Origin of the sequence: Shewanella sp. SM68, from assembly GCF_025653925.1 — a bacterium.
Classification (GTDB): Bacteria; Pseudomonadota; Gammaproteobacteria; order Enterobacterales; family Shewanellaceae; genus Shewanella; species Shewanella oncorhynchi.
The window spans coordinates 367,582-383,364 of the sequence record NZ_JAKKRU010000001.1; the positions used below are offsets into that span (position 1 = coordinate 367,582).

Consider the following 15,783-nt stretch of genomic DNA (forward strand, 5'->3'; position numbering starts at 1 on the left):
ATCAAACCTCAAGACTATCTTTATTTGATGATAGATAAGCCCCTTTGGGACCACACACGTCACAGTGGGGATCCCGCGTTAATACCGCAGCTGTCCATGCAAGTGACTTAGCGTCGAAGCGCCAAAAACGCCCCAACAAGGCATTTTTCGGTTCATCACAACCGCTGTCCACACTCAGCAAGAGTTGTATAGCCACCAAAGATTGCATTGACGCCATCACGCCCACGCTGGGGCCGAGTACACCTTGGGTACTGCAGCTCTGCGACACTCTTGTCTGTGCGGGGAAAATACAGTGATAGCAACCGCCAGAGGGGAGCTGCATTTGATTGACTGCAAACAATTGACCGCTAAATGCTGCGATTGATGCACTGACTAAAGGCAAAGCAGCTTCGATACAGCAGCGATTAATGGATTGGCGAGTCGCAAAGTTATCAGTGCAGTCAAGCACGAGCACTCTTTTACCCTGTTGTTTTAATTGTAAAACCTCAGCGAAGTGATGAGCTGATGTCTCAGCACTAAATGCTGTTTCATGGGCAGTAACAGTGCACTGCGGCGCTAAGCCTTTAAGCTTTTGCTTGGCAACTCGCGCCTTATTGAGTCCAATGTCGGCATCGGTGAATAGCAATTGTCTTGGTAGATTCGAAACTTCAACCTTATCCATGTCGATTAAGGTCAAGCGACTAATACCTGCACAGGCCAGATATTGCGCCGCCAATTGCCCTAAACCGCCAAGCCCTACAATAACAACGCTGGCGTCGGCCAGTTGTAATTGCCCTGCCTCACCGACTTCTGGCAATAAGACTTGCCGAGAATAGCGGATGAAATCAGCATCACTGAGTGTATGAGCGCTTTGTGTTCCGTCGCTGAGAACGTCTGCGTGAGAAAGCGGTGGTTTTTTACTCATGCTTTGCAACCAACTTATGCTTTACAGCCAGTTCTTCAGACAAGCTACATTGCTCCCAAGCTTGGCTCAGCTCTGCGAACGCTGCTAACGGATCCTTAGCTTTCGTTATTGCGCGCACCACAGCAATATTGCCTACCCCAGTAGCTTTCACCTTTGCCAGATTATCTAAGTCGATGCCGCCAATGGCGACCAAGGGATAATGGTCTTGGAGTAACGCCACATAGTGCTTAAGTTTTGCGAGCCCTTGGGGCGCAGAAGGCATTTGCTTCGTCGTGGTTGGGAATATATGCCCAAGCGCTATGTAGGATGGCGAGTATTGATGCGCCAATAGCAACTCGAAATAACTGTGGCTGGATAGACCTAACGCGAGTCCCGCGGCTTGAATGGCCGCTAAGTCGGTAACGGCGAGATCTTCTTGGCCTAAATGTACCCCAAAGGCATGGTATTTTATCGCTAACTGCCAGTGATCATTGATAAAAAGCTGCGCATTAAAATGCTTGCCTAAGGCAATAGCCGTTTGAATTTTTGCCTCTAATTCAGAGCCAATTAACTCAGGTTCGCCTGACTTAGATTTGCCTGACTCACATCTACCTAGCGCAGACTTACCTGAATCAGATTCGGCTAACACTGCAGCGGTTGACTCGCTTGAATCGGTTTTTATCCGTAACTGTACGGTTTTAACGCCCGCAGCTAACAAACTCTCCAGCATGGTTAAGTCACTCACCACGGGATAAACACCAAGATCGGCATCGAGCACTTTAAAACCGTGGGATGAGATGTATTGAGCTGGCGTCGAAGTTATTCTTACCTGAGCGGTTGCCTGATCTGTTGCGGAAAAAACTGTTGCAACTAAATCATTACCAACATCAAAATGTTGGTTGAGGTGATAACTAATAAAATTGCCATCACACAGATTTATCTTGGCATAGCGGGACAAGTCATTGGGCCACCCCGTACGGGCCAACGGCCCTGGACCTTGCCCTAAACCAATCGCCGCGCTTAAGCCTTGACTCACATAGGCTTTTGCAACAACCACCGCATCTTGCAATACAAAACCCTGCGCTAACACGGCGGCAATGGCCGATGACAAAGTACAGCCGCTGCCATGGTTATGACGTGTATTAACCCGCGGGCTTGCCAACCAGAAACGCCCATTTTGATGCAGCTCAGAGCTAGCGCGTACTTGATGGCAAACCAGATAATCCTCGGCAAGCTCAAAATCCCAGCCGTTGCTATCGAGAGTGCTAACATGAACATTAGCCTGAGTTTGAGCATGAGTGTTATCGTGAGTTTTAGCATGAGTATCAGCAAGAATGTCAGTGCTGCCGAAGCTCACATCGCCCCCTTTAGCGAGCACACTGCAATCTAAACTCTGGGATAAAGCCTGTGCTGCAGCAACGAACTGCGATTTGGTCGAAACATCACTGTGAGTTAACCGCCCAAGTTCAAGCACATTGGGCGTGATAAGTTCGATTAAACCTTTGAAAGGCCTAAAATCTAAGGCTGATTTAGCCGTACTTTTTATATCCTGACTGTTATCTACTGCTAATGCATCACCACAACTGGCGACCATCACAGGATCGACAATCACAGGCACTGATGGATAGTGGATTTTAAAACTCGCGATCCAATCTGCCAGCAATGCGACTTGAGATTGATCTGCCAGTAAGCCGATTTTGATCGCTTTGGGTGGCAAGTCTGAAAGTAAAGTGGTCAACTGAGCCATTAACATCGCCGCTGATACGGGCTCGACTAAAGTGACCGCCACTGAGCTTTGCGCCGTCACTGTGGTGATCACGCTGCAACCGTGGCAGCCCAAATCCTGAATCGTTGCCAAGTCCGCCTGAATACCGGCACCGCCGCCGCTGTCTGAACCGGCTATAGTCCAGACAAACGCGGGGCGCTCGGTATTCATGGGCAATTTCCCCCCATGAATACCCAGCATCATTAGGCTTCCTCAGCTTCGGCGACGAGCTTGTCTTTAACGTGATAAATCTCGGCGCCCGAGGCAGCAAATTGTGCCGATTTTAGCGCCATTGCCGCTTCCAACTCCTGCGGCGTCTTGATTGTGACTTGCATAGCTTGGGCAGCCGCTTCAACTTGCTCCGCCTTCGCTTGTGCCGCCTCTAAGCCAGCGGCATAGGCGCGAACATCTTGGGTGATTTTCATCGAACAAAATTTAGGGCCGCACATAGAGCAAAAATGCGCGACTTTAGCGGATTCCTGCGGTAAAGATTCATCGTGATAAGCACGCGCGGTTTCAGGATCGAGCCCTAAGTTATATTGATCTTCCCAGCGGAATTCAAACCGCGCCTTTGCCAGCGCATTATCACGAATTTGCGCACTCGAATGACCTTTTGCCACATCGGCAGCATGGGCGGCAATCTTATAGGCAATCAAACCTTGCTTAACATCTTGTTTATTCGGTAGTCCTAAGTGTTCTTTTGGCGTGACGTAACACAACATAGCGCAGCCATACCAAGCAATCATGGCCGCGCCTATGCCGGAGGTGAAATGATCATACCCAGGTGCGATATCGGTGATTTGTGGGCCAAGCGTGTAAAACGGCGCCTCGTCGCAGTGAACTAACTGCTTGTCCATGTTCTCTTTAATGAGCTGCATCGGGATATGTCCCGGCCCTTCGATAATGGTTTGTACGTCGTATTCCCACGCGATTTTGACTAGCTCACCTAAGGTTTCAAGCTCTGCAAACTGGGCTGCATCATTAGCGTCGGCAATCGATCCGGGACGCATACCATCACCTAAAGACAGGGATACATCGTAAGCGACGCAAAGCTCACAGATCTCACAAAAATGGCTGTAGAGGAAGTTTTCCTTGTGATGACTCAGGCACCATTTGGCCATAATTGAACCGCCGCGAGAAACGATCCCAGTAACACGTTTAGCCGTCATCGGCACATAACGCAGCAGCACACCAGCATGAATAGTAAAGTAATCAACACCTTGCTCAGCTTGTTCAATCAAGGTATCGCGGAACACTTCCCACGTTAAATCCTCTGCCACGCCGTTCACTTTCTCCAGCGCTTGATAAATCGGCACTGTGCCGATGGGCACTGGTGAGTTGCGGATGATCCACTCGCGGGTTTCGTGAATATAACGACCCGTGGATAAATCCATTACCGTATCTGCGCCCCAACGGGTAGACCAGACGAGCTTTTCCACTTCTTCCTCGATGGAAGACGTCACCGCCGAGTTACCGATATTGGCGTTCACTTTCACCAGAAAGTTACGCCCGATAATCATAGGTTCGGCTTCGGGATGGTTAATATTCAGCGGAATAATCGCGCGGCCACGGGCAACTTCGGCGCGGACAAATTCGGCGGTAATCGGTTCGCCGACTAAGGCACCAAAGGCTTCGCCCTTGGCTTTACGATTGAGGATTTCATCCTGTACTTGCGCAAGTGCCATGTTCTCGCGGATCGCCACATATTCCATTTCTGGCGTGATAATCCCTTGACGGGCATAGTGTAATTGACTGACTCGTTTGCCCTGCAGCGCTCTGCGTGGGCGGACAATGGCACTCGAGCCTGCCTCAAAACGCAGATGATCTAAACCGTCGTCGGCGAGTCTTTGTTGGGTAAAGTCTGAGGTCGCGCAGGATAATTGCTCTGTGTCGTTGCGGGCTAGAATCCAGTTTTGTCTTAATTTACCAAGGCCTAGACGCACATTGATGTCGGCCTCAGGATCGGAATAAGGTCCGGCGCAATCATACACGCGGATTGGCGGATTTTTTTCCATGATAGGCGCATCATCAGTACCGCCGACAAATGTGTCAGTCTGCAGAATTTGCCGCATGCCAACGCGAATATCGGCACTGGAACCTTCGAGATAAATCTTTTGTGAATTAGGATGTTGCAGTGGCGCTAACGTATCGATAAAGGCTTGGGACTGCGCACGGGTTTCGCGGCGACTCGGCGCCTTAGGCACGATTGATTGACTAGACTCAGCCGATTTATTAGGCACTGTCGATTTATTAGGGATTGTCGATTCTGGTGCTGTGATTTCTATCGCATTGGCAGCTACAGCTGGGTTTGGGTTTGAACTGGACATAAGCAATCTCACGTTAAAAAATGGAGTTGCTTGTCTGGAGAATTGAGTTGTTGATAGCTGGACATGGCAATCAACTTTTGTGGCCAACACTGGCTTCAAAAATTGAGTTACCCTGCTCAATAACGATTAAATCTAAACATTAAGGCTTAAAACACTGCTGAGTAAACAGGTGTTCAAGCCGTCTATTTTAGCGATTTAATGTGTGTTATTACGCTTGTTTCCTTCGCAGGTTTTAACCTGATCAGGTTCAACGGATCCCGAATAAACGGTCTCAGCCAAGAGGCACTCCGACAAGATGAGTGCGCAGTATAGACAGAAGTGGCAGCAACAAACAAGGAAAAAAGCAATTAAAAACCTTAACCACCAATCCAAAATAAAGATTCATAATTAATTGTTTTTAATTGATTAAATAAAATTAAACTAAAAAATCCATAATTAGAATGAAAATAAATCATAAAAGAAAGTCACTATTTATGGGGTTTGAGCATCATTTTGTTTAATCGAGATTGAATGGCATCATTAATAGCTTGATTGATTTTTTTGCCACTGCAGTTAATGGGAAAACCTAAATTTTCGGCGTTAGGATTAACTTGAGTGCCGACTTGTACCACGCGATAACAAATATCCCCTTTACGCACAATCCGATTTGGATCTAAGGGTAAATCCAGACTCGTCGTGCCACCGAAATCATCGGCGTTAGGGACAAATAACACTTCCATCTCTGGGCTCATTTCACTCATATTCGATTTCCGGGTGAACTTATCGGCCTGTTCAATGACGAGATCATCGAGCGCTTGCTCGCGCTGACGTTCAAAATATTGCTGAGTGAATAAACTCATGCTTGAGCTTGTCGCTATTGTGCTCTCACCTTCTGCTGCGGGCGAACTCTTAACGCCAAGCTGCGGCTTTAATTCTGAGGTATCCAACGTATTCGTTGGTTTTGTTGCCATCGTTTCAGTGGGTTGTTCATCACTTGGGGCAATTGATTGAGTTTTCTTTGATTGAGATTGGCTCGATTGAGTGATGTTCGGTTTAACTGTATCCGGCTTCACTTTTTCCGACTCTACTTTTTCAGAGACGGCCTTTTCGGGTGCTATTGTTTCAGGCATGACCTTTTCAAGTATTGGCAGAGGCTTAACTTGAGTTGCAGGCGTGGGAACAATTGTAGGCGTAACAGAACTTGTCGCTTCAGTCTTATCCTCGGCCTTGCTCTCTGTTTCTAGCGCAGCGCTTTCAGCCTTCTCTACCGCGGGAGCATAAATAAAGTAAGCCTTGATCGCTGCCACTTTAGGGCCACGGCTTTCTATTTCCTTCAATCCAAAGGGATTTAACTGCGGGCGCCACAAAATGCAGATAAGTAAAAATAAACACACATGCACTAAGAGTACGAAAAATAACAGACTTAATTCTTTGACATATGGCTGACGAGCACGCAAAACGGATCCCGTACCCAATCCCTGAGCACTAGTTTGTATTGTCCTAGACAGTTCAGGTTTGGATTCAGACTCAGGAACCAATTTATGTTGATGTTGATGTTGATGTTCAGCATGGATTTCTTGCAGTACCAAATCTTGGGTTTTATCTTGAGCTATGCCTTTGATGTCATGCTTAGAGGCTGAATGACCTGTATCGCTATTGAACGCTAATGGCTCCGTATCAGTGGTAAAAACAGGCGTTTGAGCAGCATCCAGTTCACCGAGGTGATGATCAAAGGCGATAAAAGTCTCGCCTTCTGGCGATGTGACCGAAATCAGAAAAGCACTATTGGCATCATCTCCAATCGCTATCACTGTAGGAGATGCAGTCAATAAAGGCGCGGCCTTAGGTTGATGTTGAAAAGGCAAAATCCATCCTTAGGTTTTGTATAGTATCCATTGATTTCAATGATGCTTAACGTGGAACGATTACACTCTAATTCAATATCAATCCAATATCGGGTTGGTGAATATTGAAAGCGAATTATCTATTGATTGCATTTACTTACGAGTGCTCAACGCAGATTAGAGGAGGAAAACAGAGCAAAGTTCAATGCGAATGCAACCTGCTACAAGCACAGTACTTTACGCCAGTGCTTGATAAGCCACTTGCCAGTTAAGACAAATAAGGCTGGGAATTGGGATCATAATCGCGCTAAATTGAATGTTAAATCTCACGTCTTGAAGCGAGTAGCATCATCAATGCGATGCACTGATGGGAGTGCAAGACGGCGTTAAAAATCTAAAAGATGAAAAATAGAAGCCAACCATAAATTTAAGCTTACAAGTGTACGCTTAAATATGGTGATTTATTTTTCTAACTGATAGACTCAGTCATTATCGTTTACGAGTGTGTATCTACCATGTCGAGTCAAAGTGTTATCGAACAGCCAAATACAGTTAAAAAACCAGTAAAATCTGGACCATATAGTATCAAAGAAGAGATCGCTAACAGTGTATCCCATGGCCTAGGTGTCATTGCGGGGATTGTGGCATTGGTACTCATGCTGCTTAAAGGTCAAGATCACCTAACGCCAATTCAACTTACGGGCGTAACCATTTATGGTGCGAGCATCATAGTGCTTTTCCTATGCTCGACGTTATATCACAGCGTTAGCCATTCAGGCTGGAAACATAAACTGAAGATCGCCGATCACTGCGCTATTTACTGTTTAATTGCAGGAACTTACACACCTTTGATGCTGATAAGCTTACAAGGCACGCAGTCGATAGTGGTTTTAACGGCTATTTGGTCGCTTGCAATTGGTGGGATCCTATTTAAGACACTGTTTATTCACAAATTCAAAAAGTTAAGCTTAGTCTTGTATCTCGCTATGGGCTGGCTATGTGTCACTGTGATGGGCGATTTAACGGCGGCGATGTCAGAGGTAGGCTTTAATCTATTGATCTTAGGCGGGTTATTTTACACCTTAGGGGTTGTATTCTACGTCGGTAAACGCATTCCATTCAATCATGCCATTTGGCATTTGTTTGTGCTCGGCGGTGCCATGAGCCACTTTCTGTGTATTTATCTGACTGTTATTTAAATGACTATGATTTAACTGATGGTGATTTATCTATGGGTCAAAGCTAAAAGTCGTTAATTATCTATTCATGCACTTCCTCGAACACTCTCTCAAACACTGCAATCAAGTACGGTTATTCAATTCAGCAAACAGCGACGCTAATAGCGTCGCTTGTTCTGCTCTGCCACACTGGCGCCAAAGCGCAATAATACATTCTGCGGTACACAAGCCCCCTTCTTGCTGATTACGCCGCAATATAAAGGCGGATTCAGGCATAAGTGGCGGCAAACTGACTCGTGCGGCTGTTTTGAGATAGGGACTCTGGCGCAGCATCTTACGCGCCTCCTGCCAAGTCGCATCTAAAATCACCACTTGGTTCGGCATTCGTTGTGCTGCTATGACTGTAGATTGCGCAGGCACTAACAAGGCTTGTGCGTTCGAGAGCGCTGGCTCAGCTAAAACCGTATCTAAGGCATTATGATCAATGGGCCCAGTGTGCTCAGTATCACTTGCTGGAAACAACAGTTTAGCCTGCTGCGATGCCAACATAGCCACTAAATCGTTATCAGGTGCCGTTCTCGACCAGACGATGCTTTTCACCTCTTCAGGGAATGCGGCTAACGCAAGTTGGCCAGTATTCGTTTTGCGAGTTAACTCGCGTTCGTGGGTCAATAAAATAATCTGCATTGTCTTCCCTGCTGCGGCAAAAGAGTGAGAAATTGTCTTAAACATCCACTGAGTCAGGCACAGACTCGAAGCACATCCACTTAAAAAATCAGGTTAAAATAACGGCGTTCAATCGCCAATAAACCAAGAAAACCAAGTTTGACATGAAATAAAATCATAGTTTAAAGTTATGATTTAAAAATGATAAAACTTACAAACATTCCAACACTATCTTTTTTAGCAGAAAAGTTTCACGCTCTATTGATTGGCCTTTATGGGGATGATTACGCTGAATATCTTCATTATGGGCGATAGCTTGATGAATATTGAGCCATTGAGGTCGCATGCCATTTTTAATCTCATGGGCTTCTAATCGAGTCTCACCTAAACCACGCTCGCCCAATGTGATGTCAATACGGCACACATAACAGAATGACTCCATGTGCACTACATTCGCTCCTTCACGGTACCAAGGTCGAAACTCTTCATAGCGACCAAAGGGCGCTAACACTTGAATGTCTAAGGCACCGGTTTCTTCCTGTAGCTCGCGGATCAGTCCATCTTCAAGACTCTCGCCATCATCAATTCCGCCTCCGGGTAAGCTGTAGTCGCGGTATTTTTGGGTATAAAGTAGCAAAATGTCTTCACCCGATAACACTATCGCGCGGGCAGCTCTGCGATAAAAAACGCGTGCCGTCTGTAGGTTAACCGCAGGATCTTGGGTAGTTCTCAATAAACGCATAGTCGTAGCCATTTGCCGAAAAGGAGTCGCAGCATAAACGAAAATGCGCCAAATGCAGATCAAAAACTGCCACAGAGGCAATGATCACACTCAGTCCAGTCCGAGTGATTAATAGGTTTTAACGATTACAAGATTGATTGTTAACGGTTTATGCTAAAATCGTTTTGCCCATAATATTAACAACGAGATCGCGATGTATCATCTCTTTCGCCTGATCCTCATCTTTGGTGCTCATAGTCATTCTTAACGTAATGCCCAAGCGGCAAAATGCTCAAGCGCATTCAAGCTCACTATGCTCACTCAAGAGCTGGGCCAATTGCTGCTGATAGGCGTGAATAATTTCAGGAGTTTGCTTGTGCGCCGGCATGCGTTGGTAATGGCCAATCACCTGCGACAGGTAGCGGTGTGCTCGCGGCAAACTTACTTCATCTAACGTCTGCCACATTAACGACCCCGTAGCAGTGATAGGCAGACCATTTGGAGCCACGATTGTACTGACATGGAGGATTTCGTAGAAACGTTGATTCTCTTCCAATAAGAGTTCCGACTTAAGCCCTAGCCCTAAGGCCGAAAGTGATTGCCTGACATAGTAATTATGATGCACGGGACACAAAATAAACTCGAGGTGCCGCTGTGGGTGTTGAGCTAGAATTGCCCGCACTAATTCCACCAGCAATTCACCACCCACGCCAGCGATGATAATCAACTGTTTATCTTTGTCACTGGTTTGCTCGAGCGGTAAAGCCGCGACATCGAGGCAATGCACTTGCCACTGAGTATGACAACTTAAATTGGGATCTATGTCTAGGTTTAAGTCTGGATCTGAGTGTGGCGCTAAGTTGGGATTAAGGCCTGATATGTCAGCAGGAAAGAAACGCTGTAAACGCAGCTCAAGTGCCTGCATTAGCAAAGGGACACAATCAACAAAGTGCACGTGGCGGGCAGCGCTCCTTTTTAACAACTGCATACCGAGCAAACCATGATCGCAGCAGCAATCCCAAATATGATCGTAATGACCAGTGATCATGCTGTTTATCTGTTGCAAACGTTGGCTAATTTTCACGGTTTGACCTTACTACTGCGGCTCCAAATACTGTAAATCCCACTGTAAATCCCACGCTAAATTGCATTTTTAAGCAAAAAGAAAGCGCGCAGTTTACCCGAGTCAAAAGCAAACCACATCTTTTGTTCGTGCCCTCGCAATGCTTCTCGTCACGTCTGTCACGCCACGCCTTAATGTGGTGAATACGTATGCAGGCCGTTGCGGTTAAAAAGCCATCGCCACTAGTATGCTGTGAGTCACATTCATTATAAAAACAAGGATCAAGGAATGTTCATCAAGACCAACCCTATTCAGTTCACTCGCAGCGACTTAACTGCCCGTCACGTAACAGACTGCCACTTAACAAACAGCCACACTCGCCAGTGCTCATCGCGACAAAAGCTATCGCAAGCGCTATTAAGCCCTACAGCTATCGCCCTTGCGGTCACGAGTCTTTTTAGTGCCAACGTATTTGCCAAAACCGTTATCGTCAGCTCACCCAACCAACAAATTCAAATCAGCTTGAGTGATGATACTGGCCGCCCCGAATATAAAATCGATTTTCACGGCAAGACAGTCATAGAACCGAGCCGCTTAGGCTTAGTTTTTCAATCCCTTGGCGAACTCGGTCAAGGATTACAGATAAAAAGCAGCGATAAACAAAGTGCCGATGAAAAGTGGCAACAACCTTGGGGCGAACAGGAATGGATCCGCGATCAACACAATCAACTGACTGCTGTATTAAGTAATGGCAAGGTGCAACTCGAAATCGAATTTAAAGCCTTTGACGATGGGATTGGCTTTCGCTATCACTTAGCCCAACAAGCAGCCCTGCCCGCCAATTCGCCGCTATCCATCACTGACGAGTTAACCGAGTTCAATGTCGGCAAGAGCGATAAAGCCACAGCATGGTGGATCCCTGCCCGCGGCTGGAATCGCTACGAATATTTATATCGCACCACAGCGCTTAAAGACGTCGATAGAGCCCATACCCCCTTCACCTTTAAACTCGCAGACGGTACGCACTTAAGTATCCACGAAGCCGCCTTGGTGGACTTTGCCGCCATGACCTTAGATCAACAGCGAGATGGCAAACTAAAGGCGGATCTCACGCCTTGGTCCGACGGTATTCGCGTCAAAACCCAAGTGGGTTTTTATACGCCATGGCGCACCATTCAAATTGCCGACAAAGCAACTGGGCTACTCAATTCGCACCTCATCCTAAACCTCAATGAACCCAATAAACTCGGCGATGTTACTTGGGTAAAACCAGGGAAATACGTCGGTATTTGGTGGGGAATGCACTTAAACGAAAATACCTGGGGCTCGGGCCCAACCCATGGCGCAACCACCAGTGAAACAAAGCGTTATATGGATTTCGCCGCTAAATATCAGTTTGATGGCGTACTAGTAGAAGGTTGGAATGAAGGTTGGGACGGCGACTGGTTCCACAACGGCGATCAATTTAGCTTTACCAAGGCCTATGCTGATTTCGATCTGCCCGCCATCACAGCCTACGGAGCAAAGCAAGGTGTACGTTTAATCGGCCACCATGAAACAGCGGGTTCAGTCACGCATTATCGCGAGCAAATGGCAGATGCCTTCGCCCTGTATGAGCAGCACGGTGTTACTCAAGTCAAGACAGGCTATGTCGCCGATGGTGGCCAAATCAAGCGCATCGATAACAAAGGCATTACCCGTCACGAGTGGCACGACGGCCAGTTTATGGTCGGTGAGTATTTGCACAATGTCACTGAAGCAGCGAAACACCATATCAGTATCAATACCCACGAGCCGATCAAAGACACAGGCCTGCGCCGAACCTATCCGAACTGGATCTCCCGCGAAGGTGCCCGCGGCCAAGAGTACAATGCTTGGGGGAGCCCACCAAACAGCACTGAACACACGGCCATGTTACCCTTTACTCGCATGCTTGCGGGTCCAATGGACTTTACCCCGGGAATTTTTGACTTAGCGCCCAAGGGGTTGGATGCTGAAAATCGTGTGCAAACCACATTGACCAAACAGCTCGCCTTGTACGTTGTGCTCTATAGCCCAATCCAAATGGCAGCAGACTTACCGCGCAATTATGAAAAGCACTTAGATGCCTTCCAATTTATCCGCGATGTGCCCACAGATTGGTATCAAAGTGTCGCGCTGGCCGGTGAAGTCGGTGACTATGTGGTCTTTGCCCGCCAAGCGAAGGATCAAGGTGATTGGTACTTAGGCGCACTCACGGATGAAACCGCACGCAAGGTCACGGTCAAACTGGATTTCCTCTCCCCGAATAAACGTTATCAAGCACAAATTTACCGCGATGGTTCAAAGGCCGATTGGAAAACCAATCCCTATGATTATGTGATTGAAACAAAAGAGGTGATCGCTAAAGATAGCCTAAACCTCGCACTCGCCAGCAGTGGCGGCACGGCAATCAGATTCAAAGTACTTTAAGTTTAGTATTTTAAATTCAGCATGTTAACGTTAGCGCGTTAACAACGTGTTTAAGCGAGTGTGAAAATACAGAGTAAAAAAACAGAAAGTCACCAAGGATGTACCTTGTCCTTGGTGACTTTTTATTGCCAGATAGCACCTGTTTATCCCAATACAAAACGTAAAAGTTAATCCTCCTCGAAGCATCTTAGCTGATGTTGGCGTAAATTCAGTTCTTGCCTAGGCCGACAAATCAGCATGAACCGAATACACAGGCTTTAAATACCCTCGCAAACTAGCCAACACCACAGACTGTTCAATCCAGCCCAAGGCAAATGCGTACAAGCAACACAGGTGCAAAAATGCCTCAGTTAGATTAATCTGACCTTACTTTCTTCCTTATGGTGCTCAGCTTGCGATATCGGGCAAATTTATTAGAAATGCGCAGCTTTAAACGTTTCGAAACTGAACTCGCGCACTTAGGCTTTAGCCATTTTAAACCCTTAGCGCCACTTCGCCCTTGGGTGCAGCGCTATTTTCATTTGCGCGTAGCGACTGATTTACCGCAGAGCATTGAGCAGACATTTTATCCTGACGGCGGCACTAGCCTGCATTTCTATTTCCCAACGCCAACACAAACACTGACTCAAACGCTCAGCGGCGAAGAGCCTCAAGTATTGTTTCATTGTGGTCAGAGCCGACATTCCCACGCCTTTTTGCCAGGAATCGAGCTGATGACAGTTCGCTTTCACCCCGGCGGCGCGTTTCATTTACTCGGCATTGAACTGCAAGATATTCTGTCTACTTCATCAGTGACGACTATTGATGCGACGCAATTGCAGCTAACTGGATTGGAGCAACTGTTATCACAACTGGCGGAAACTAATCAGCCGGCCCAACGCATCGCCCTACTTGAGCACTGGTTGTTGCAACTCTCCCTGCGGCAATTTACTGCGGTGTTAACTCGACATAAAAGCGCTATGGTTGGCTTAGTGCAGGCGAATTTACCAAAGCTTATTCAAACCCAAACCAGTTTAGAGGATTTCTATAAGCAACTGCCCTTAAGTCGCCGCCAGTTTGAACGAAGATTTAAACAAGAAACCGGATTGTCGCCGGCGCAGTTACTGCAATTAAACAGAGTCAAAGTCGCCCGTAACCTACTCAGCCAATCACCTAACCTCAGCCTAGTGCAGGTTGCATTCGATTGCGGATTTTACGATCAAGCCCATCTACATCAACACTTTGTGCGGGTGACACAGCAAACTCCAGGGCAATACAAAAAGCGTAAAATGTCGCAAATCTCCAATCCTAGGTCGCGCTAACCGCTTAGATTGAAGCCTCAGCTTATAGGAGGCTTTTATGTCAGAACGTATACCACGCCAGCAAATTTATCAGCTACAACCCGCACTCGCCAAGGCACTGTTAAGCTTAGACAAAGCAGCCGGCGACTCCCACTTTACGCCATTACTGGTGCATTTAGTCAAGCTCAGAGCATCGCAACTCAATGGCTGCGCGTTTTGTCAGCGAATGCACGCCGAAGAAGCCAGAAGCGACGGTGAAGAACAGCTGCGTTTAGATTTACTTGCCGCTTGGCATGAGGTCGATGGAATCTTTAATGAACGGGAACGTGCAGCGCTGCTCTGGACAGAAATCTTAACCCAAGTTGCTACTGCCCCCGTGCATGACAGTCAATATGCGGCGCTTGCAGAGCATTATTCCGAGAAAGAAATTGTCGACCTCACCAGCTTAATCATTGCCATTAATGGCTGGAACCGCGTCGCGATTGCCTTCCACTTGCAACCCATCTAGCGGCACATAAATGGACAAATAAAAAGGGCACCGAATCGGGTGCCCTGCTTGTTAATATCACTATGTAGTTCTTATCACTATGCCGTTTGTATAGTTAACTTAATGCCAGCGCCACTATTTTAAGTGGATGATTGTCATCGAACGAAGGGAAATCCTCATGGGGATCGAGCCAAGTGTACGTAGTGACTGTACGGCCTTGTTTTTCAACGCAGCGCACTAAACTGTCGAACCATGCTTGGCGCTCGACTTTCGCCACATTGTTACAGCAAACGATAGTGCCACCGACTTTGGTCGCCATTAATGCGGGCTTAAACAAACCTTGATAATCATTAACCAAATCGACAATACCAAAAGCACTCTTGGCATAACGCGGCGGATCGAGGAACACCAGATCAAACTGGGTTTGCGCCAATTTGGGATAACTCGGTAATTTTTGATTGCGACGCCCTCCCACACTCAAGCCTGCCAATTGGCGCAATGCCGGAAACGCATCACTCTGCACAAACTCACATACATTCGACACCTGATTTAACGCCGCATTCGCTTTGCCCGTCGCTAAAGCAAAGGAAGAAAAATCAACATTCATCACCTGAGTCGCGCCGCCGATAGCTGCCGCAGTACCAATGCCGCAGGTGTAGGAAAACAAATTCAGCACAGTTTTATCTTGGCTGTGTGCCCGCACATATTCGCGGCCAATACGCATATCGAGGAATAACAGCGGATCTTGTCCTTCGTGGCGCAGTTTAGTGCTGAACTTGATGCCATTTTCCTGCATTACTCGCTCAGAACTCGCAATCTCTGTCAGTGCGGGAGATAAGGCATTCAATACACGGGAATGGCCTAATGAACGATCGTTATACACTATCGGCAAATCGGCCTGTTGCAACAAAACAGTGCCGACATCAACCAACTCTTCGTCGGTTAAGGTCTGATGAAAACTCTGCACTAGCCAAGTATCGCCATAACGGTCGATATTCAAGCCACTGACGCCTTCGACTGTGCCATGGAACACCCGAAAACAATCGGTTTGATCCTGTTCTGCTTGTTGTAAAAAATCATGGCGTTTCGCCAGAGCCGTCGATAACAGCGTTTGAATAGACATAAAAAGCGGGACTCGC

General features: G+C 47.0%; 12 protein-coding genes and 1 riboswitch. Of the genes, 4 read left to right on the forward strand and 8 right to left on the reverse strand.

The window, feature by feature from the left end; all coding sequences use genetic code 11:
• Nucleotide 1 precedes the first annotated feature (1 nt).
• The 4 genes from L5M40_RS01600 to L5M40_RS01615 all read right to left on the reverse strand — a co-directional run bounded on the left by L5M40_RS01600 (nt 2) and on the right by L5M40_RS01615 (nt 6,819).
• Entirely contained in the window at nt 2-904 is a 903-nt protein-coding gene (locus L5M40_RS01600) for a HesA/MoeB/ThiF family protein (protein ID WP_263148129.1), read from the reverse strand.
• Nucleotides 897-2,849, reverse strand: coding sequence for a thiamine phosphate synthase (gene thiE, locus L5M40_RS01605; RefSeq protein ID WP_263176241.1), 1,953 nt, complete (start codon nt 2,847-2,849; stop codon nt 897-899). Before thiE ends, L5M40_RS01600 begins: the two co-directional genes overlap by 8 nt.
• A 2-nt stretch (nt 2,850-2,851) precedes the next feature.
• The gene (thiC, locus tag L5M40_RS01610) at nt 2,852-4,975 is read right to left on the reverse strand and encodes a phosphomethylpyrimidine synthase ThiC (protein ID WP_263176200.1); all 2,124 of its coding nucleotides are present in this window, start codon (nt 4,973-4,975) and stop codon (nt 2,852-2,854) included.
• 201 nt (nt 4,976-5,176) lie between these two features.
• Nucleotides 5,177-5,275: riboswitch (TPP riboswitch) on the reverse strand.
• Nucleotides 5,276-5,442: 167 nt separating this feature from the next.
• Complete coding sequence (locus L5M40_RS01615; RefSeq protein ID WP_263176201.1) at nt 5,443-6,819, reverse strand: hypothetical protein; 1,377 nt, start codon at nt 6,817-6,819, stop codon at nt 5,443-5,445.
• A 494-nt stretch (nt 6,820-7,313) separates the two neighbouring features.
• Here L5M40_RS01615 and trhA point away from each other — a divergent pair, with 494 nt between their 5' ends.
• The gene (trhA, locus tag L5M40_RS01620) at nt 7,314-7,997 is read left to right on the forward strand and encodes a PAQR family membrane homeostasis protein TrhA (RefSeq protein WP_263176203.1); all 684 of its coding nucleotides are present in this window, start codon (nt 7,314-7,316) and stop codon (nt 7,995-7,997) included.
• 102 nt (nt 7,998-8,099) lie between these two features.
• On the opposite strand, the gene L5M40_RS01625 is transcribed toward trhA, so the two are convergent.
• The 3 genes from L5M40_RS01625 to L5M40_RS01635 all read right to left on the reverse strand — a co-directional run bounded on the left by L5M40_RS01625 (nt 8,100) and on the right by L5M40_RS01635 (nt 10,447).
• Nucleotides 8,100-8,663 carry a tRNA-uridine aminocarboxypropyltransferase gene (locus L5M40_RS01625; protein ID WP_411569006.1) on the reverse strand — a complete coding sequence of 188 codons (564 nt, stop codon included), beginning with the start codon at nt 8,661-8,663 and terminating at the stop codon, nt 8,100-8,102.
• A 190-nt stretch (nt 8,664-8,853) separates the two neighbouring features.
• Entirely contained in the window at nt 8,854-9,384 is a 531-nt protein-coding gene (locus L5M40_RS01630; protein WP_263176207.1) for an NUDIX hydrolase, read from the reverse strand.
• 271 nt (nt 9,385-9,655) lie between these two features.
• Nucleotides 9,656-10,447, reverse strand: a complete 792-nt coding sequence (locus L5M40_RS01635) for a tRNA (adenine(22)-N(1))-methyltransferase (protein WP_263176209.1) — start codon at nt 10,445-10,447, stop codon at nt 9,656-9,658.
• 267 nt (nt 10,448-10,714) lie between these two features.
• On the opposite strand from L5M40_RS01635, the gene L5M40_RS01640 reads away from it, so the two are divergent.
• The 3 genes from L5M40_RS01640 (at nt 10,715) to L5M40_RS01650 (ending at nt 14,665) form a co-directional block, all read left to right on the forward strand.
• Nucleotides 10,715-12,877: a glycoside hydrolase family 97 protein gene (locus L5M40_RS01640; protein WP_263176210.1), complete on the forward strand. Its 2,163-nt coding sequence runs from the start codon at nt 10,715-10,717 to the stop codon at nt 12,875-12,877.
• Nucleotides 12,878-13,257: 380 nt separating this feature from the next.
• Nucleotides 13,258-14,178 carry a helix-turn-helix domain-containing protein gene (locus tag L5M40_RS01645; protein WP_263176212.1) on the forward strand — a complete coding sequence of 307 codons (921 nt, stop codon included), beginning with the start codon at nt 13,258-13,260 and terminating at the stop codon, nt 14,176-14,178.
• Nucleotides 14,179-14,215: 37 nt separating this feature from the next.
• Complete coding sequence (locus L5M40_RS01650; protein WP_263176214.1) at nt 14,216-14,665, forward strand: carboxymuconolactone decarboxylase family protein; 450 nt, start codon at nt 14,216-14,218, stop codon at nt 14,663-14,665.
• A 94-nt stretch (nt 14,666-14,759) separates the two neighbouring features.
• On the opposite strand, the gene L5M40_RS01655 is transcribed toward L5M40_RS01650, so the two are convergent.
• Entirely contained in the window at nt 14,760-15,767 is a 1,008-nt protein-coding gene (locus L5M40_RS01655; RefSeq protein WP_263176216.1) for a class I SAM-dependent rRNA methyltransferase, read from the reverse strand.
• Between the last annotated feature and the right edge of the window lie 16 nt (nt 15,768-15,783).